The following is an 18,182-nucleotide window of genomic DNA, read 5'->3' as shown; positions in this document are numbered from 1 at the left end:
GAAATCTCTCCCGTTACGCTTCCCGGGGATTGTCCTCTATACTGAAGCAGTACACACATATACAAGGAGGGTTCGTAAGATGAACAAAGCGGCTACAACGGGAGTCCTGTTGACCCTCTCGCTTTCGCTCCTCGCCGGCTGCGGCTCGGGTGGGGATCAAGCGGGCACAGGCGGCAGCGCGGGCGGAGATAAAGGAAAAGCGTCCGAAAAAGTAAAGCTTTCGCTCTGGCATAACTTTACCGGCGACGATCTCCGCGCCAAAACGATGCGGGGGATCATGGAGCAGTACAAGAAGGATCACCCGAACGTGGAATTGGATATTCAGGGCATTCCGCCCGATGGTTACAGAGCCCGTTTGAAAACGGTTGCGGCGGCTAACGAAATGCCCGACTTGTTTGTGATGTGGCCCGGCGTCATGACCAAAGAATTCGCCGGAGGCGATCTGCTTCAGCCGATCAACCCGCTGCTGGACAGCAAAGCGGATTGGAAGAACGGCTTCCTGCCCGGCTCCTTCGACGACTTCACGCTGAACGGCAACATTTATGCAGCTCCGATGGGGCTGTCGCCGACGTCGATTTTATACTACAACAAAGCGATGTTCGATAAATACAATGTCAAGCCGCCGAAAACGTGGGACGACATGATGAGCCTGGTCGAAACGTTCAAGAAAGAAAAAATAACGCCGATCGCTCTCGGGAACAAAGCGGCATGGCTGGCGCAATCCAGTATTTTGAGCTCCTTGGCCGACCGGGTGACGGGGACGGAATGGTTCTTGAGCGCGGCCGAGCAAAAAGGCGCGAAGTTCACCGATCCGGAATTCGTGCAAGCGCTGGCGTATCTGCAGCAGCTTAGCAAAGCGGGCGCGTTCCAGGACGGCTTCAACAGCATCGACAACACGCAGATGGAGCAAATGTTCGCGCAAGGTAAAGCGGCGATGATGATCGACGGCGGCTGGGCGCTGACGAACCTTGCAGCCAATGCGTCCAAGGAAGCGCTGGCCGGCATGGACGTAACGGTACTGCCTTCCGTTCCGAACGGCAAGGGCGACCCGAACTCGATTTCCGGCGTCGTCGGAACCGGTCTCGGCATGAGCAAGAAAACGTCCGGCGCGAGCAAAGAGGCGGCTTACGAGCTGATCTACGCCATGTCCGGCCCGGCGGCGCAGAAAGCGACGCTGGAAAGCAACCAGCTCGTCAGCTACAAGGTCGATCTCGATACAAGCAAAGTGTCCTCGCTGTTCGCCAAAGTCCACAATATGGTAGGCACCGTGAAACGGACGCCGGTTTATGACGGACGCCTGAGCTCGGCCGCAGCCGATGTCGTGAACAACGGCCTGCAAGAGCTTCTTATGGGCGCCAAGCCCGAAGACATAGCGAAGAAAATTCAAGACGCGCAAGCCAAGTCGGTCGGCGCAAAATAAGATGGGCCGCGCGATTCCAGCTCTTCACCGGGGCTGGAATCGCCAGTTCCGGAAGAAGGAGGGGATTCCATGACGGCAGCGGCACGTATTAGAGGGTTTATTGCGATAGGTCTTCTCCCGGCCACGCTGATTTTCGTATTTTTCGCGATTATACCGATTTTCTGGTCTGCGTATTACGGCTTTTTCGATTGGAAAGGCATCGGGGCTGCGAAGTTCATCGGTTTCGACAACTACGTGGAAGTGATCCGCGACCCGATTTTCTGGCTTTCGTTCAAGAACAACATGCTGATCGTCGCCGCTTCGGTGTTCGGTCAAATTCCGATCGCGCTTATTCTGGCGCTTGTGCTTACAAGCAGCTCGCTCTTTCACCGGATGATCCGCGCTTCGGTATTTATGCCGATGGTGCTTTCCTCGGTTGTCGTGGGGATCATTTGGAGCTACATTTACCACCCGCAAATCGGCATTTTGAACTTCCTGCTCGACGCCCTTGGCCTCGAATCCTGGAAGATGCAGTGGTTATCCGATCCGAAAATATCCATGTATATGCTCATGATCCCGATTATTTGGAACTACATCGGGCCGTACATGATTATGTTTATTGCCGCGCTGCAAAATATTTCCCCGGAAATTGACGACGCTTCGCGAATCGACGGCGTCGGGCCGGTGCGAAAATTGTTCTCGATCACCCTGCCGATGATTTGGGATACGATCAAGGTAGCCGTCGTGCTCTGTATCTCGGGCAGCTTGAAGGCATTCGATCTAATCTACGTCATGACAAACGGAGGACCGGCGCACTCGACCGAACTGCTCGCTTCGTATATGTACAACAACACGTTCAACGTCTTCCGCTTCGGCTACGGCAGCGCTGTCTCGACCGCGATCATTATTCTCAGCCTGCTGCTGATCCTGGGAAGCCAATACCTCATGAAACGCAACTACCGATAATGGAAAGGAGGGACCCGTCATGGAACAAGCTTTGTCAGTAAAAACGGGAAGCGCCACGGGCAAAGCCGGGGCAAAATGGAGCCGCGGGCTTATTAACGTCCTGCTCACCGCTTACGCCCTCGTTACGCTTTATCCTCTGTTCTGGCTGTTCGTTAGCGCTTTTAAAACAAACGATGAGTTTCATTCCAAGCCGTTCTCCTTGCCGGAGATATGGCAGTGGGACAACTTTGTACGGGCTTGGGAAGTATCGGCGATGGGAACGTCGCTTGTCAACTCGACCATCGTTACCGTCTTGTCGTTGGCTTTGACACTGGTGCTCGGTGCGCTGGCGGCTTACGTGCTGGCACGCTTTGATTTTAAACTGAAGCCTTTGTTCATGGGTTTGTTCTTGCTTGGCATGCTCATTCCGATTCACAGCACGCTTGTGCCGCTCTTCGTCCTGATGAAAAAGGTCGGGCTGCTTGATACGTACGCGGCGCTCGTGTTTCCTTATACAGCGTTTGAGCTGCCGCTCGCAATCTTCGTCGTCGCGGCATACTTGACTGCAATTCCGAAAGAGATCGAAGAAGCCGCGCTGATCGACGGCACGGGGTATTGGGGCATTTTCTTCCGCATGATGCTGCCGCTTAGCTTGCCGGCCTTGTCGACCATAGCGATTCTTGGCTTTTTGCGGTTCTGGAATGACTTTGCGTTCGCGCTCGTCTTTATCAGCAAGCCCGCTTTAAAAACGATTCCGCTCAGCTTGTCCGTCTTTGCCACCGGGTATTCAACCGACTACAAGCTGACGATGGCTGCGATGTCGATCGCGGTGCTGCCGACCATTATCGTCTACCTGCTGTTCCAGGAGCAGATTATGAAAGGGATGACGGCGGGGGCGGTCAAGGGATAAATTGATCTCATGCGGGGGGAAATATTTGCAATTCACAGATCTGGACAAATGTGGTAGTATCCGGGTGGAGAGAGGGGGAACAGCATGGCTAGTTTGAAAGTAGCTGTGATTGGCGCAGGTTCAATTTCGGAAATGCATTTAACTTCGTACCAAAATCATCCCGAGGCAGAGCTCGTCGCCGTCTGCGACCTGGTGGAAGAACGGGCGCGGCAGGCCGCCGACAAGTTCGGCGCGAAAAAGGTGTACACCGATTACCGCGAGCTTCTGGCGGACCCGGAAGTGGAAGCGGTCAGCATCTGTACCTGGAACAACTCTCATGGCGAGATCAGCATAGCGGCGCTCGAAGCGGGCAAGCATGTACTGTGTGAAAAACCGCTGTGCACGACCGTCGATAAGGCGCTCGAGGTGGAAGCGGTGGTTCGCCGGAGCGGCAAGCTGCTGCAGGTCGGCTTCGTGCGCCGGTACGGGACGAACACCAAGGTGCTGAAAAAATTCATCGACGCGGGTGAGCTCGGCGAGATCTATTACGCGAAAGCGTCCTACCTGCGGCGCCTCGGCAATCCGGGCGGCTGGTTCTCGGACATCGAGCGTTCGGGCGGCGGACCGCTGCTCGACATCGGCGTGCATGTGATCGATCTGTGCTGGTACTTGATGGGCCGTCCGAAAGTGAAGTCGGTGACGGGCAATACGTACAAGAAGCTGGGCAACCGCTCGAACGTGCAAAATTTGAGCTACTATCAGGCGGCGGACTTCGATGCTTCCAAAAACACCGTCGAGGACATGGCGAACGCGTTGATTCGCTTCGAGAACGGCGCTTCGTTGATGGTGGACGTCAGCTTTACGCTGCATGCGAAGAGCAACGAGGTAGCTGTGAAAATATTTGGCGAGCGGGGCGGCGCGGAGGTCGAGCCAGACTTTACGATCGTCACGGAAAAGCACGATACGATTTTGAACGTGACGCCGCAGATCGACAATTCGACCTTTGATTTTATGGCAGGCTTCCAGAACGAAATCAATACCTTCGTCGACTGCTGTCTCGGACGGGCCGAACTGATCAGTCCGGTCGAAGATGGCGTAGAGCTGACCAAGATCATCTCCGGCATCTACGAGTCGAGCGAAAAAGGCATCGAAATTCAATTCTAAAACCGAGTCCGGTGAATGGCGCGCTGCGCGGGGGGAAGAAGTCCGCCGGCTCTGCTTCGTTCACCGGACTTCTGAATATGGAGGAGGGCGGAGATGAAATTGACGAACAAAATCGGCGTGATCGTCGACAGCTTCGGTGTCGGGGTTCGCGAAGGGCTGCGCAAGGCGAAGGAGGTCGGCGCCGACGGCGTACAGATTTACGCGGTCAGCGGCGAGATGGACCCGGCCGCGCTGACGGCGGAGGCAAGACGCGAGCTGAAAGCGTACATCGCTTCGCTGGGGCTCGAAATTTCCGCGCTCTGCGGCGACCTGGGCGGGCACGGCTTTCAGGACGGCGAGGCCAACCCGGCGAAGGTCGAGAAGTCGAAGCGCATTCTCGATCTGGCGCTCGATCTCGGCACCAACATCGTAACGACACATATCGGCATTGTGCCTGAGGATACAAGCGGCGAAGTGTACCACAATATGCAGACGGCCTGCGAGGCGCTGGGACAGTATGCCAAGAGCAGCGGCGCTTATTTCGCCATCGAGACCGGCCCGGAACGGTCCGCTCATTTGAAAAGCTTCTTGGATACGCTCAGTACGAACGGCGTCTCGGTGAACTTCGATCCGGCGAACATGGTCATGGTCACGGGAGACGACCCGGTGGAGGGCGTGCGGCTGCTTAAGGATTACATCGTTCATACGCATGTGAAGGACGGCATCCGGTTCCGCGAGGTAGACCCGCGAGAAGTGTACGGCGCGCTCGGCTTCGAGCCGATGGATCATGGCAAAATTGCGCAGATGGTGACGTCCGGCGAGATTTTTAAGGAAGTGCCACTCGGTGAAGGGCGGGTGCCGTTCGACGCATATTTTGCCGCGCTTCAGGAGATCGGTTATCAAGGCTATCTGACGATCGAGCGCGAAGTCGGCGTGCAGCCGGAAGTCGACATCCGGCTCGCGGTTGATTTTATTCGCCGCTATAAATAACGAGCGCAAGCAATGGAAAACTCGGTGAATAACAGCGAAGGAGCGACGAGCATGAAAATTGCGCTGAGCGTATGGAGTGTTCATTCTTATTTTAACAGCGGCGAGTGGTCGCACGAGGATTTGGCTGAATTTGTGGTCAATGAGACGAAAGCGACCGGCATTGAGGTGCTGACGCGGTATTGGAAGCCGGAGGAGCTGGAAAGCTTCCGCGCTGCGCTCGACCGCCATCACTTGGAAGTAGCCGCAATCGGGGCGTCCAACAATTTTTCCTTCAGCGATCCGGCCAAGCGGGCAGAGCAGGTTCGCGGGATTACGGGCGCGGTCGATTTGGCCCGGACACTCGGTACCCGCATCGTCCGCGTCTTTGCCGGCGACGTGCCGCCGGACGGCAGCTCCTATGACGAGGTCAAAGGCTGGATCGTCGAAGGACTGAGGGAAGCTGCTGCCTACGCTGCGGAGAAGGACGTTCTGCTGTGTCTGGAAAACCACGGCGTATTCGCCGGAAAGGCCGATCAGGTGCTCGACATCTTGCGGGAAGTGGACTCGCCGTTCCTGCGCAGCACGTTCGATACGGGCAACTTCCTGCTCGTGAACGAGCACCCGGGAGAAGCGCTGGAGACGCTGCATGCGCAAGTCGCCCATGTGCACTTCAAGGACTTCGTCCGCGTGGACGATAATTACACAGGGCGTTCATATCAAGCATTGTCCGGCGACCGATTTGCCGGACGTATCGCCGGCGAAGGCAGCATCGACCTGAACAGCTTAATTACTAGATTGCGTCAAGCTGACTACGACGGCTGGCTGACCGTCGAGTACGAAGGCGACGACGAGCAAAAATCCGGCGCTATCCGTTCGGTCGCAAACCTGGACCGAATTTTATCTACTATTATATAGACGCAAAAAAGAGGGCAGACAACGGGGGCGAGAATGCGGTTTTTGACTAAGAATAGAGAGAGACATACAGAGGTGGGGTATCCACTTGAGAAGCGATAGCGCCCGCCTTTGTCTTCGGGAAATGTCCGCTGATAAGCGGCTTCCAATCAAAATTTCCCGAGAACCCGGGGTCCCCGCAAAGTAATCGGACTAAGCTTCCCCGATTCAACTTCACTTTGTGGGGTGGAGCAGCGGTCGGAAGTGGATACCCCACCCCCACGTACACCTCTATTATCTCACCTGACACTTTCTCAACACTCCGAAGGGCATCCAAGCCCTCTTTTTTGCGTTCACTCCGCAAATCGGTCCGCCACCGAGCTGGCGCCAAACGACATCGGCTTAATCCGCGCTTCGTAGCCGATAGAAGTGACCCAGCCGCAAATTTCCTGAATCAGCACCTTCGTCTCGCCCTGCTGGCCGATGTCGATGTGAATTTCCAGCGGCCACTGGGAAGTCAGATCGCTCATTCCGCTGCGGTTCAGCAGCTCGACCAGCTCCAGACTGAGCTCGGTTTCGCGGTAAATGCGCGTGCGCAGATCGAAGAGCGGACGGCTGCTCCGTTTGCGATAAAAAAAGCGGGCTCCCTTGCCGATCCGGTGAATGATAACGGCCGTGACGAGCGTTGTGCTGCGCCGGGTCGTATGGGAATCCGTTCCGATAACCAATTTATAGCTTGCTTCCTGATCTTCTTGGACAAAGTCGTGCAGGATTTTAACCATTTCCTCCAATGCAACGGAACCTCTAGTCGGGCTAAGGAACATCATCTGTCATCCAACTCCCTCCAAGATTGAAAATGACCCCATAGCTATAGTTTACGCCAAAAAACGTTAAAATAGTTTAAATTTGCAGCGGATCGACTGGAATCGGAACTTGGAATGCAACGAATAATCAACGGAATAGTAAAGGACCAAACGAGGTGAAAAAAAGAGGATCGGTGGAATAGAGTAGAGCTTGTTAAACGCAAGCCGTTTGTATAAAGGAGCCAGGTCCCTTAAAAAAGGGCCTAAGCCTTACGGCCCAGGCCAATTAAAAAAACATCCTCTTTTATTGTAAAGTAACGGGAGATTAAATTCAAATCATTCGACATTGGTAAATTTCAATAAAATTCTGAAAAATAATTCAAAATAGAGCGCTTTCATCATATAATGGAATTAACCTGTCAGCGGCATCGCTGTAAAAGGAGGCTTAGCGCCATGGAGGGAAGATTTTCCGTCGGACTTGTTATAGGAACGATGCTCAGTATACCGCTGTGGGTATCCGCTATCGGGTGGATGAGGCTTGCAGGTTCCGCTGTAGAATATTTATTTCGTTATCATATCATCTAATGATTGGGCAGAGTGCTGCGAAGATGGCCTGGGGACTCGTCCCGGACGTCTTGCTCCTCCGTTTGTCTATCGTCATAAGACCGCACTTTCCGCAGGCGAAAGCTTCCGGAAGAACGCGGTCTTTTCTTTATCCTCTGGCATTGGGGGTATGTTCCTTTTTGTCGAAAAAACAGGTAAAATAAAGGAAATACGCCTGTTATTCGTACGATAGGAAGGGGAGAGAGCACGTATGAAAATGATGCCGGGCCCGTCCAAAAAACCGGAATGGGGAATCAAGGCCAAAGCGGGGACGGCTTGTCTTTTTCTGCTGCTGACGCTTCCCTGGCCTATCGCGCAAGCAGGTTTTATGGACCGGGTGAAAGACATTTACGACATGCCGGAGCAGATCGGACAACTTCAGAATCAATATAATGAGACGAAGCAGGAGCTGGAGCGAAACCGGGAACGGCTTGAGACGACGCTCAAGCGCTCAGAGGAAGCCGCGGAGCAATACAAAGCGACGGAGCAGCGGCTGATGGAAGAAAATCGCGAGCTTCGAAGCCGAAACGAGCAGTTGGAGCAGCTGATCCGGCGTTTGGAAGAGGCGGAGCAGGCGAGTGCGCAGCGCACGAGACAAATCGTTCGAACGGCGCTGACGGGAGTACTGCTTGTGGTGCTCTATTTTGTTCTGATGCGCGTGATCCGGCTGGCCGTATGGCGTCGGAACCGCAGCGCAAGCCACCGGGGAGGGAACGGATGAAGATTCATGTGGAAGAAGGAGCCGGAAGCGAAGGACAAGCGGCAGCCGTAGAGCTTGCCGTCGGCGAAGCCGCCTTGGTGCTGCATCCGAAGCAGATCATCGCCTTTCAGGGCCGTTCCGGGAGCCGGGAGGACCGTCTGCTGAATGTGGCCGGAATTTATCGGAAGAAGCGTTGGATCGAGTCGCGTTTGACCGGCCCTGCGCGCTTTGTGCTGGGCGTTCCGGCAGGCTACAGCTTCCGGGCGATGGAGCTGCCGGAGGATAGCAGCCTGCTGTTCGACATCCGGTATGTGCTGCTGTATAGCGAGGGGATGAAGCTGCAGAGCCGGTTCCAAAAAATCAAGCAAGCCGTTGTAACGCAGGATTGGATACGGATGAAATTTTCCGGTGGCGGCACGCTCGGTCTGCTTAGCTGCGGTCCTTTATGTGAGCTAACGATCGATCCGTCGGAACCGGTCTATGTCGATATCGGCTGTCTCGTCGCTTATCCGGAGGAAGCCAAGCTGCAGCTGTGCGTGTACGGCAACCCGCTTGCAAGCCAGCGCATGAACTACCATTGGGAAATTACCGGCTCGGGCAAGGTGCTTTTGCAGCCTTCCAGACCGCGATTCGGGCTGGCCGACCCTTTGCAGGGCGACTCCTTGTTCAAACGGATTTTGAGAGAAGCGCTTCCGTTCGGCGGAGTCATTATAAAGTAAAATTTAGTGGGCGGCAGCATACGGGCGGAATCTTCTCCGGGAAACGGAGCTGTCTTCGTGTTTACGATCCAAGTCCGCTGCACCCAAGATAAGATGGCCGTACGGCTTTAGCTGTCCGGCCCTTATTTTTGTCCGCTGTTGGATGGAAAAGCAACCTTTTTTGGATTGGCTGCGTATTAATTATGGTTTCCTGTGGATTGCTTTTCAAATTCTGTAAAAACAGCTTCATCAAGAGAAAGGATTGAGAACCTATGACCACCTCTGCGCCGGGAATGGGCAATTTATTTCGCAACCGGTTTGTACAAGTCATCCTGCTGTCGGGCTTGCTGCTGCAAATCGGCATTTGGGTGCGCAACTTTTCCATTTTGCTGTTTGTCGTAGATAAGACGAACGGAGATGCGTTCGCCGTTTCGATGATCTCGGTGGCTGAATTTGTGCCGATCTTTATTTTCTCGTTTATCGGAGGTACGTTTGCGGACCGCTGGAGGCCGAAGCGGACGATGGTCTGGTGCGATATTCTCAGTGCGGCATCCGTTTTTGCCGTGCTGCTCACTCTGGTATACGGCACCTGGAAGGCCGTATTTTTCGCCACACTGGTCTCGGCCATCCTCTCCCAGTTCTCGCAGCCTTCGGGGATGCGCCTGTTCAAGCTGCACGTGCCCGAGGCGCTCCTTCAAGCGGGCATGTCGATTTATCAGACGATGTTCGCGCTGTTCATGGTGCTGGGGCCGATTCTCGGTACTTTCGTCTATCAGCGTTACGGCATTGTGGTAGCCATCGCCATCATGGGCGTCGCTTTTCTGCTGTCCGCCTTGGTACTTGTTCTGCTGCCGCCGGATGCCGAAGTGGAGACTGCCAAGGAGCGCACTTCGATTCGCGAGGAAATGGCCGCCGGCTTCCGCTATGTGCTGTCCCGCAAGCTGCTGACTACGCTCGGTCTTTGCTTTATGATCGCCGGTTTCGCGATCGGCTTTATTCAGCCGCTCGGCGTCTTTTTGGTCACGGAAAGACTTGGGCTGCATAAGGAGAATTTGCAATGGCTGATGACCGCGAGCGGCATAGCGATGATTGTGGGCGGCGGACTTGCCATGGGGCTGTCGAAGAAGTTCGCACCCCAAGTGCTGCTCATGATCGGCTTGACGGTCAGCGCCGTAAGTACGGCTCTTACGGGCTTTTCGACGGTGCTGTGGTTTACGCTGTTCGCCCAGTTTCTCGCAGGCTTGGTGCTGCCATGTATTCAGATCGGCATTAATACGCTTATTTTGCAAAATACGGACGCGGCGTTTGTCGGACGGGTGAACGGCATTTTGAGTCCGATTTTTATGGGCTCGATGGTCGTGACGATGAGCTTGGCCGGCAAGCTGAAGGAGCTGTTTTCGATCGTGGGGATGTATGAAGCGTCGGCCGTTCTGTTTGCACTGGGCGTGCTCGTCATGCTTCCGGTCATGCGTATGCCGGCAAAAGCCGGAGTGCCCGAAGGGGAAGCGGGCAGTCACTAAACGGACAGCAATCGCAAAGTAAAGTCGAGCCTGCATATAATAAGTACACGCTAAGCCTTCGGTCTAAAAGACCGAGGGCTTTATTCATTTTCAGGGTATATATACCATCCCAAAAATATTTTTTCTACTGATTGATACTCATCAATATGGTTAATGCTGATTTTTGGGAGCGTCTCCTAGATCAAATCGGAAAGCCGGGGATAGAGTTGCAGATCAAGGTTATTACGTTCAATATGCACCATGGAAGAGGAATAGACGGAAAACTGAACTTGAACCGAATCGCCGAAGCTGTAGAAGAAAGCGAAGCGGACTTCATCGCTCTAAATGAAGTCGATCGATACTTTTCCAAAAGAAGCGGCTACATGGATCAAGTCTCTTGGTTAGCGGAACGGTTAAAGATGCAATCGGCCTTCGGAGCGGCCATTACATTGAAGCAACAAGACAGCTCTGTGATCAGACAGTATGGAAACGCCCTCTTGTCCCGTCATCCTATCGTTTCGAGTATGAACCATCTTATGGACTTCGGTATGATGGAAGGCCGATCTTTATTGGAGGCCGACATGCTCATGATCGATAGACCGCTCAAAATGTATGTTACCCACCTCAGTTTGAATCCGGGCATACGCCATAAACAAATCGATTTTATCGCGGGCAAAATTACGAAGGACCGTCCGCCTGTTATCATCGCAGGAAATTGGAATATGAAGCGCGGCGGTAAAGCATGGAGAAAAATAGCGGGAATTTTTCAGGACTGTTATTTGGCGACACAGACCTCTTGCAACACGTTTCCGTCGTTACGTCCCGTTCTGCAGATTGATTACATTTTCACCAGTCGGGATATCGATGTTGTTTCCGTAGAGGTGATTAAAAAGATACCGGCAGCCTCTGACCATTTACCGTTAATTGCGACGTTAATCCTGAATTGAGGGCCTCTGCATAAAGTTCGGTTAATCATGCAAAAATACCAGAGAAATCATTGGTACAAAGGAAAGGTTATACATAAATCCTCTTGCCGGAGCGAAAGCTGCTCTGGAGCTGATATGACAGTGCATTAAGAAGGGAAGCCGGTGGTGATGAAAAAAGTAATCCTTCTTCTGGTGGATTCGTTAATCCCGAGCGTACTGGAAGAGTGTATGCGAAACAAAACCGTACCGGCTCTTCAATTTTTGAAGGATCGCGGAAGGTATTGGCCGGATTGTGTAACGGTTTTTCCTACGATGACCGCTTCCGTGGACAGTTCTTTGCTGACCGGGGTTTTTCCCGATGTACACCGGATTCCCGGGCTCATTTGGTATGATCCTCAACAGAAAGCGATTATCAATTACTTAAACGGATGGAAGTGTGTTCGAAAACTTGGATTTTCGAATTGTGTCAAAAACGTTCTATATAACCTCAATGAGAAGCATTTGAGCAAGCAAGTGACCACTTTGTTCGAGGAGCTGACGTTGAGGGGAAAGACATCCGCCTCCGTTAATACGGTTATTCACCGTGGAAGTAAAAAACATCGTATACGACTTCCCTTCTTGGTGAATCTGGCAACCGGGTTTCGCATGGTCGAAGATATTAACGGACCGGAAGTTTTAACATTGGGAGCGATGGTTCAGACCGATCTCGATCGGACCATTCCCCGTAAGCTGAAAAGCACGAGACATATGTACGGGATTAATGACACCTATGCGGTAAACGTAACGAAAACGCTTGTTCAATCCAATCGTCAACCGGATTTTATGCTGGTTTATCTTCCGGATAACGACCGTGAAGTCCATAAGAAAAACCCTGCTCACGCCGAGGAGGCTTTAATCCGCGTGGATCGGCACATCCAGGAGATTTTAAATTTATACGGATCTTGGGACGATGCCATCAACCAATGTGTATTTATTGTGACGAGCGATCACGGACAAACGAGAATCGGAAAGGAACAAAGCTATAATATAGACCTCGACAAGCTTTTCGCTCCCTTTCGGGTTCATCAATTAGGGGAAGAAGTGAAAGATCCTGACTTGATCGTCTGCAATAATGAGCGGATGGCATACGTCTATCCTTTGAAGCCGGATAAACAACAGCAAATTTTGCAGCAGCTTTCATCGGAATCGCGAATTGACCTGATCGCTTGGAAAGCGAATCAAGGCGTGGTTGTGAGGGAGGGCGGCTCCGGCCGGGAAGTTTATTTTAGATCGGGCGGAAATATAGAAGACATTTATGGTGCCAAGTGGACGATAGACGGCGAGTGGGCGACGTTGGACTTGCATTTCGAACAGGGGAATATGAGTTACGGGGATTATCCCGATGCGCTCTCCAGGTTGTACGGTGCGCTGTATTCGCAAGATATTTTCATGTTTGCGATTACCGCCCGGCCGAGATATCAATTTAAAAGCAGGCTCTATCCCCTACATTTGAATGGGGGAAGCCACGGGTCGTTGCATAAGTATGATTCTCTGATCCCGCTGATCGTGGCCGGAACGGAGAATCCTGTGAAGGAACCGACGCGACTGGTTGATTTAAAATCATTTATTATCGAGCTTGCTGAGTTTGACGATAGTGGAAAGTGTATCGAATGAAAAAACGCCTCGCTGTCCGGCGATGAATCGCCGGGAACGGGGCGTTTGCTGTTCCAAACGGGGTTACGGAGTGTAAAAGTTTTGTGTGTAGTAAATGTGCATCGAGCCGCCGAAGCTGACGCCTACGCCAAGACGCTTGATGTCGCTCAGCAGGTTTTTGCGGTGGCCCTCCGAGTTCATCCAGCCGTGGTGTGCGAAGATGGCGCTGGCTTGTCCGGCGGCGATATTCTCGGCTGCAGCACGGTACGTAATGCCGTCCTGCTTCATCCGGTCGAACGGGCTGTGTCCGCTCGGATCGTTATGGTCGAAGTAGCCTTGGGCTCCCATATCCTGACTGTGCTTACGGGCCGTTTCCGCCGCTTTGTCGTCCCAGACGAACGGCTGCAAACCGAACTTCACCCGGGTGGCGTTGGCGAGATCGAAGCTCTGAAGCTCGAACGAGCGTGCGAGCCTGTCGCTGCCTTCCGGATAAAAGGAAGCAAACGCCTGCTCCGTCGGCTTTTCGATAACCTGCAAGCCCGTGACCATGCTGCCGCGTTGGATATCGTAGAAAAAGGTGACGTAAGCTCCGGCGATTTCGTACGTGCCGTATTCGCCTTTACCGTAATTGATCATGAAGCGGGTATTTCCCTTCATAATATAGGAGACAGGACGGCCGTACTGCTTCTCGACTTGGGCTTTGCTCGTGCCGTCTGCGATCCCGCTGTCCGTGCGCCAGTTGGCTGACGGCGAATACAAGGCAACGACTTTGCCGCCGCTTACGCCGATTTGGGCATAATCTTTATAGTCCTGGTTGTAAATATACCATTGGAAGCTATATTCGCTTGCGTCTTTCCGCGCCGGCTGCCCCAGCTTCTGCACGACCGCATCGGCGGAATCACCGATGGCCACGCCTTTGACCGAGACGACGGCTTGAGCTTGGGAGGCCGATGGTACGTCCGATGCTTCCTTGGAAGAATCGGGGGCGGGACGGAGCGCGGAAACGTTTTGCTTCAGATTGCGGATGAATTGAACCGCTTCCGCCCGCGACAGGCGATCCGCCGCTTTGTAGCCTTCGACGGTCGCAGCCGTTTTCCCCCGGGACAGCCCTTTATCGAGCAGGTAGCGGATGGAATCGTTCAAATTGAGCGCTTGCTGCTGCGTTGCTGCGATCAGCCGGGCGACATGGCCGCGGTTGTAGGAATTCCGGTCCGTATTTTGGAGCAGCGGCCAATGGCGGGTGGCGGCATAGGAATAATAAGGCTCGTACCACGGGGCCCCGGATTCGGGCGCGGGCATGGCATTGTCCGGATAGGCGCGCAGCAGCATCGCGAGAAATTCCGGCTCGGAAACGACGGCATTCGGACGAAACGTACCGTCCTCGTAACCGTTGACGATGCCGTTTTGCACCGCCCACGAGATCGTTTCGGCGCCCCAGTGACGGCTTGTATCGGTAAACGCCGAAGCGTCGGCGGCATTCGAAGGGATGGAAGCGGAAAAGACAGAAGCGAAGCTTAATGCCATGGTCAGAGCATAGGTTAACCAACGTTTGTTCAAAACGCATTCCTCCTTTTGCCTGATGATATCGTTTCCATTAACTATATAAGCCGTTTCTTTCCTTGTCTATGTTAATCTTAACCAGCAAGGGGCGGTACAAGGGGGCGGCAGCCGCAATAAAAAGTTGACTGAAAGCGCTTGCTTTCAAAAGAAACTTCGATTGCCAAGTCATAATTTGCGGCGAGCCCGCATACTTAATCTGAGACCGTAGGACAAAAAAAGCATCATCCTTCAAAGCCGATATGCACAAAGGGGGTTGCGTCTTGATTCAATTCCGGGATGTGAACAAGCACTATGGTCATTTTCACGTATTGAAAAACATCAATTTGACCATTGAACCGGGCGAGGTCGTCGTCGTGATCGGACCGTCCGGTTCGGGAAAAAGCACACTGCTCCGCTGCATCAACCGGCTGGAGACGATATCCGGAGGGGAGCTGACGGTAAACCATATCAAGGTTCACGACAAGAAAACCGACATCAACAGTCTGCGGCGCAACATCGGCATGGTCTTCCAGCATTTTAACCTATATCCGCACCGCACGGTGCTGGAGAACATCACGCTGGCCCCGATGAAGGTACTCGGTCTCTCGCGTCGGGAGGCCGAGAAAACGGCCATGAATTATTTGAACAAAGTCGGCATTCCCGACAAGGCGAAATCCTATCCGTCGCAGCTGTCAGGCGGGCAGCAGCAGCGCGTGGCGATAGCGCGCGGGCTCGCCATGAAGCCGAAGATCATGCTGTTCGACGAGCCTACGTCGGCGCTCGATCCGGAGATGATTGGAGAAGTGCTCGACGTCATGCGCGACTTGGCCCAAGAAGGCATGACGATGGTCGTCGTCACCCACGAGATGGGCTTTGCCCGTGAAGTGGCCGACCGGATCGTCTTTATGGATCAAGGGCAAATTCTCGAGACGACGCCTCCGGCCGAATTTTTCGAAAGTCCGCGCGAGGAGCGGGCGCGCACGTTTCTTAGCCGGGTGTTGAATCACTAATCTGATTTTCATATTGGGAGGAGACTGGATGGTGAAAATGCTTAAAATGAAGAAGCTGTTTTCCTTAACGCTCGTTTCGATGCTCATGCTGACGATGATGGCGGGCTGCGGCACCAAGCCGGCGGAGCAGTCGGGAGCCGGGGGTGGAACGCCCACGAAGCCGGAGGCGGCGGCTTCCACGATCGAAGCCATTAAGAAACGCGGCAAGCTTGTCGCCGGGGTCAAATACGATACGAAGCTGTTCGGGCTGAAGGACCCGGGAACCGGTAAGGTCGAGGGTTTCGATATCGATATCGCCAAGCGGCTGGCGAAAAGCATTTTGGGCGACGAAACGAAGGTCGAGCTGAAGGAGGTTACCTCCAAAACGCGCATTCCGATGCTGCAAAACGGCGAAATCGATATCATAATTGCCACGATGACGATCAACGAAGAGCGCAAGCAGCAGGTCGATTTCACGGACGTTTATTTCAAAGCCGGCCAGTCGCTGCTCGTGAAGAAAGGCAGCGCGATTCAATCGATCGCCGATCTGAAGAAGGGCACGAAGGTGATGGCGGTCAAAGGCTCCACGTCGGCGGTCAACATTCGGGCCAAAGCGCCCGAGGCGACCGTGCTGGAGTTCGACAATTACCAGGACGCGTTCACCGCGCTTAAAGCCGGTCAAGGGGATGCGCTGACAACGGACAATGCGATTTTGCTCGGGATGGTGAAGCAGGACCCGAACTTCCAACTGGTCGGGGGCAATTTCACCGATGAGCCGTACGGGATGGCGATCAAGAAGGGCGACAGCGAGTTTGTCGCTTACGTCAATAAGTTTCTCAAGGAGTTGAACGCGAGCGGCGAATACGACAAGCTGTATGAACAGTGGTTCGGAGAAAAGCCGGCGAAATAACAAGCTAAGCTTACATCCTTGTTGTCCGAAGGGAGGCTCAACCGGACATGAACGACCAACTCCTGCGTTTCGATATTTTGATCAAGCACTGGGATACCTACATGCTCGGCTTCGGCAATACGGTCAAAGCGAGCGTGATCGCGCTGCTGGCAAGCTTTGTTTTGGGAACGGTCATCGCCATATTTCGAATCGCTCCACTGAAGCCGCTTAACTGGCTGGGCACGGCATACGTGGAATTTATCCGCAACATTCCTCTGCTGCTGATCGTTCTGTTGATTTATTTGGCGGCTCCGACGCTCGGCCTGCCGTTCGACGGCTTTACGTCGGGGACGATCGCGCTATCGATCTACACGGCGGCCTTCATTGCGGAGGCGATTCGGGCGGGCATTCAAGCGGTTCCGCGGGGCCAGACGGAGGCAGCCCGTTCGTCGGGGCTGACGTACTTGCAAACGATGCACCACGTGGTGCTCCCCCAAGCGATCAAGATCGTCGTTCCGCCGCTCGGCAACCAATTTTTGAACCTGGTCAAAAATACGTCCGTGCTGGGCGTCGTCGCCGGTCTGGACCTGATGTATTTCGGCGACATCGTCTCGACGCAGACGTTCGTCACGTTCAGCGTCTATATTTTTATCGCGCTGTTCTATCTCGCGCTGACGATTCCGCTAAGCTTCGGCGTTCGGTACTTGGAGAAACGGATGGCGTTCTAACGCCCGGCGCGGGAGGAAGGGGGAAGCGATATGGATTTCGCCGGAGCTTATGCCCCGGAAAATCTCAAGTTTTTGATGCAGGGGCTTTATGTGACGTTAAAAGTGGCCTTTTTCTCGATCATTTTCAGCTTTATCCTCGGCTCTCTCGTCGGCACGCTCAGATATGCGCGCGTTCCCGTGCTTTCTCAGGCGCTGGCGGTGGCCGTAGAGACGGTCCGCAATTTGCCGCTCCTGCTCATTATCTTTTTCACACGCTTTGCACTGCCCGAGGTCGGGCTGAAAATGTTCCAAAATGCCGAGTACGCCGCGATCGTAGCGCTTACCGTATTCGAAGCGGCGATGATTGCCGAGATTGTCCGCAGCGGCCTGCTGTCGATCGAGAAGGGGCAGATGGAAGCGGCCCGCTCGTCGGGGCTCACTTACATTCAGGCTTTGTGGCATGTGATTTTGCCGCAGGCCTTGCGCCGGATGGTGCCGCCGCTCGTCAGCCAGTTCATCTCGCTGCTCAAGGATACGTCGCTGGCGACAGTTATCGTGCTCGCCGAGCTCATGCACAATATGCAGATCGTAGCCGCGAAAAACCCGAACTGGGTGATCCCGGTTTTTATCGCCGGAGCGTTGATCTATTTTGTAGTCAACTACGCGTTGTCGCTGCTGGCCAAACGGCTGGAAGTCCGGCAAACGTAGACTGGAATAAAATGGTTCGACGTCAAAAAAAGAACCGTTCGCTTGGGTTCCTTGGAAGGGCCGGCGAGCGGTTCTGTTCTTTTCATAGACTACGGGGCTACTTCTTCTTGCCGGTGTCGCAAGCGCCCGCCTCGCGGGAGACCGTCTCCTCCGCCAGCTTGTCGCCGAATTGGTCAAGGCGTCCCGGCTGGCTGGCCGGTCCGTCGTTGTCCGGCTTGTTGTTTCTTCCTGCCATGTCTGCTCACCTCCATTC

The 18,182-nt window shown here is 53.9% G+C and carries 19 protein-coding genes; 16 read left to right on the top strand and 3 right to left on the bottom strand.

Annotation, left to right across the window (positions count from 1 at the left end):
* The first annotated feature begins 79 nt into the window (after positions 1-79).
* The 6 genes from ET33_RS27355 to ET33_RS27330 all read left to right on the top strand — a co-directional run bounded on the left by ET33_RS27355 (position 80) and on the right by ET33_RS27330 (position 6,260).
* A complete protein-coding gene (locus tag ET33_RS27355) occupies positions 80-1,420 on the top strand; it encodes an extracellular solute-binding protein (protein WP_036689799.1) in 1,341 nt (446 codons plus the stop codon).
* Between the two features lie 69 nt (positions 1,421-1,489).
* Positions 1,490-2,365, top strand: a complete 876-nt coding sequence (locus tag ET33_RS27350) for a carbohydrate ABC transporter permease (RefSeq protein ID WP_036689797.1) — start codon at positions 1,490-1,492, stop codon at positions 2,363-2,365.
* A 19-nt stretch (positions 2,366-2,384) separates the two neighbouring features.
* Entirely contained in the window at positions 2,385-3,254 is an 870-nt protein-coding gene (locus tag ET33_RS27345) for a carbohydrate ABC transporter permease (protein ID WP_036689794.1), read from the top strand.
* Positions 3,255-3,338: 84 nt separating this feature from the next.
* On the top strand, positions 3,339-4,397 hold the full coding sequence (locus ET33_RS27340; protein WP_036689791.1) for a Gfo/Idh/MocA family protein: 1,059 nt from the start codon (positions 3,339-3,341) through the stop codon (positions 4,395-4,397).
* Positions 4,398-4,490: 93 nt separating this feature from the next.
* The gene (locus tag ET33_RS27335) at positions 4,491-5,366 is read left to right on the top strand and encodes a sugar phosphate isomerase/epimerase family protein (protein ID WP_036689789.1); all 876 of its coding nucleotides are present in this window, start codon (positions 4,491-4,493) and stop codon (positions 5,364-5,366) included.
* A gap of 51 nt (positions 5,367-5,417) precedes the next feature.
* The gene (locus ET33_RS27330; RefSeq protein WP_036689844.1) at positions 5,418-6,260 is read left to right on the top strand and encodes a sugar phosphate isomerase/epimerase family protein; all 843 of its coding nucleotides are present in this window, start codon (positions 5,418-5,420) and stop codon (positions 6,258-6,260) included.
* A 329-nt stretch (positions 6,261-6,589) separates the two neighbouring features.
* Here ET33_RS27330 and ET33_RS27320 read toward each other — a convergent pair whose 3' ends face one another.
* Entirely contained in the window at positions 6,590-7,063 is a 474-nt protein-coding gene (locus ET33_RS27320) for a ribonuclease H-like YkuK family protein (protein ID WP_036689785.1), read from the bottom strand.
* Positions 7,064-7,492: 429 nt separating this feature from the next.
* Here ET33_RS27320 and ET33_RS40320 point away from each other — a divergent pair, with 429 nt between their 5' ends.
* From ET33_RS40320 to ET33_RS27295, 6 genes are all read left to right on the top strand, one after another.
* Entirely contained in the window at positions 7,493-7,624 is a 132-nt protein-coding gene (locus tag ET33_RS40320; protein ID WP_258959267.1) for a hypothetical protein, read from the top strand.
* A 229-nt stretch (positions 7,625-7,853) separates the two neighbouring features.
* Positions 7,854-8,363, top strand: coding sequence for a coiled-coil domain-containing protein (locus ET33_RS27315; RefSeq protein WP_036689782.1), 510 nt, complete (start codon positions 7,854-7,856; stop codon positions 8,361-8,363).
* Positions 8,360-9,061, top strand: a complete 702-nt coding sequence (locus ET33_RS27310; RefSeq protein WP_036689779.1) for an AIM24 family protein — start codon at positions 8,360-8,362, stop codon at positions 9,059-9,061. Before ET33_RS27315 ends, ET33_RS27310 begins: the two co-directional genes overlap by 4 nt.
* A 251-nt stretch (positions 9,062-9,312) precedes the next feature.
* Positions 9,313-10,560, top strand: coding sequence for an MFS transporter (locus ET33_RS27305; RefSeq protein WP_036689776.1), 1,248 nt, complete (start codon positions 9,313-9,315; stop codon positions 10,558-10,560).
* A gap of 146 nt (positions 10,561-10,706) precedes the next feature.
* Positions 10,707-11,486 (top strand): endonuclease/exonuclease/phosphatase family protein, encoded by a 780-nt coding sequence (locus ET33_RS27300; RefSeq protein ID WP_036689843.1) that lies wholly within the window; start codon positions 10,707-10,709, stop codon positions 11,484-11,486.
* Positions 11,487-11,633: 147 nt separating this feature from the next.
* On the top strand, positions 11,634-13,118 hold the full coding sequence (locus tag ET33_RS27295) for an alkaline phosphatase family protein (protein ID WP_036689773.1): 1,485 nt from the start codon (positions 11,634-11,636) through the stop codon (positions 13,116-13,118).
* 63 nt (positions 13,119-13,181) lie between these two features.
* On the opposite strand, the gene ET33_RS27290 is transcribed toward ET33_RS27295, so the two are convergent.
* Positions 13,182-14,654: a CAP-associated domain-containing protein gene (locus ET33_RS27290; RefSeq protein WP_036689771.1), complete on the bottom strand. Its 1,473-nt coding sequence runs from the start codon at positions 14,652-14,654 to the stop codon at positions 13,182-13,184.
* A 263-nt stretch (positions 14,655-14,917) separates the two neighbouring features.
* Between ET33_RS27290 and ET33_RS27285 the strand changes: the two genes are divergently transcribed.
* Genes ET33_RS27285 through ET33_RS27270 form a run of 4 tightly spaced genes read left to right on the top strand, consistent with a single transcriptional unit; the run spans position 14,918 to position 17,929 of the window.
* On the top strand, positions 14,918-15,646 hold the full coding sequence (locus tag ET33_RS27285; RefSeq protein WP_036689768.1) for an amino acid ABC transporter ATP-binding protein: 729 nt from the start codon (positions 14,918-14,920) through the stop codon (positions 15,644-15,646).
* Positions 15,647-15,692: 46 nt separating this feature from the next.
* Entirely contained in the window at positions 15,693-16,535 is an 843-nt protein-coding gene (locus tag ET33_RS27280) for an ABC transporter substrate-binding protein (protein WP_407668119.1), read from the top strand.
* A 47-nt stretch (positions 16,536-16,582) separates the two neighbouring features.
* Positions 16,583-17,242 carry an amino acid ABC transporter permease gene (locus ET33_RS27275; protein ID WP_036689765.1) on the top strand — a complete coding sequence of 220 codons (660 nt, stop codon included), beginning with the start codon at positions 16,583-16,585 and terminating at the stop codon, positions 17,240-17,242.
* Between the two features lie 30 nt (positions 17,243-17,272).
* Positions 17,273-17,929, top strand: coding sequence for an amino acid ABC transporter permease (locus ET33_RS27270; protein ID WP_036689762.1), 657 nt, complete (start codon positions 17,273-17,275; stop codon positions 17,927-17,929).
* Positions 17,930-18,026: 97 nt separating this feature from the next.
* Here the strand turns inward: ET33_RS27270 and ET33_RS39365 are convergent, their stop codons facing one another.
* Entirely contained in the window at positions 18,027-18,164 is a 138-nt protein-coding gene (locus ET33_RS39365) for a hypothetical protein (RefSeq protein ID WP_167336450.1), read from the bottom strand.
* Positions 18,165-18,182 lie beyond the last annotated feature (18 nt).

It is taken from the genome of Paenibacillus tyrphae, assembly GCF_000722545.1.
Lineage (GTDB): Bacteria > Bacillota > Bacilli > Paenibacillales > NBRC-103111 > Paenibacillus_G > Paenibacillus_G tyrfis.
Note: the sequence above shows the minus strand (reverse complement) of the source record. Positions and strands in the feature narration are given on the sequence as shown.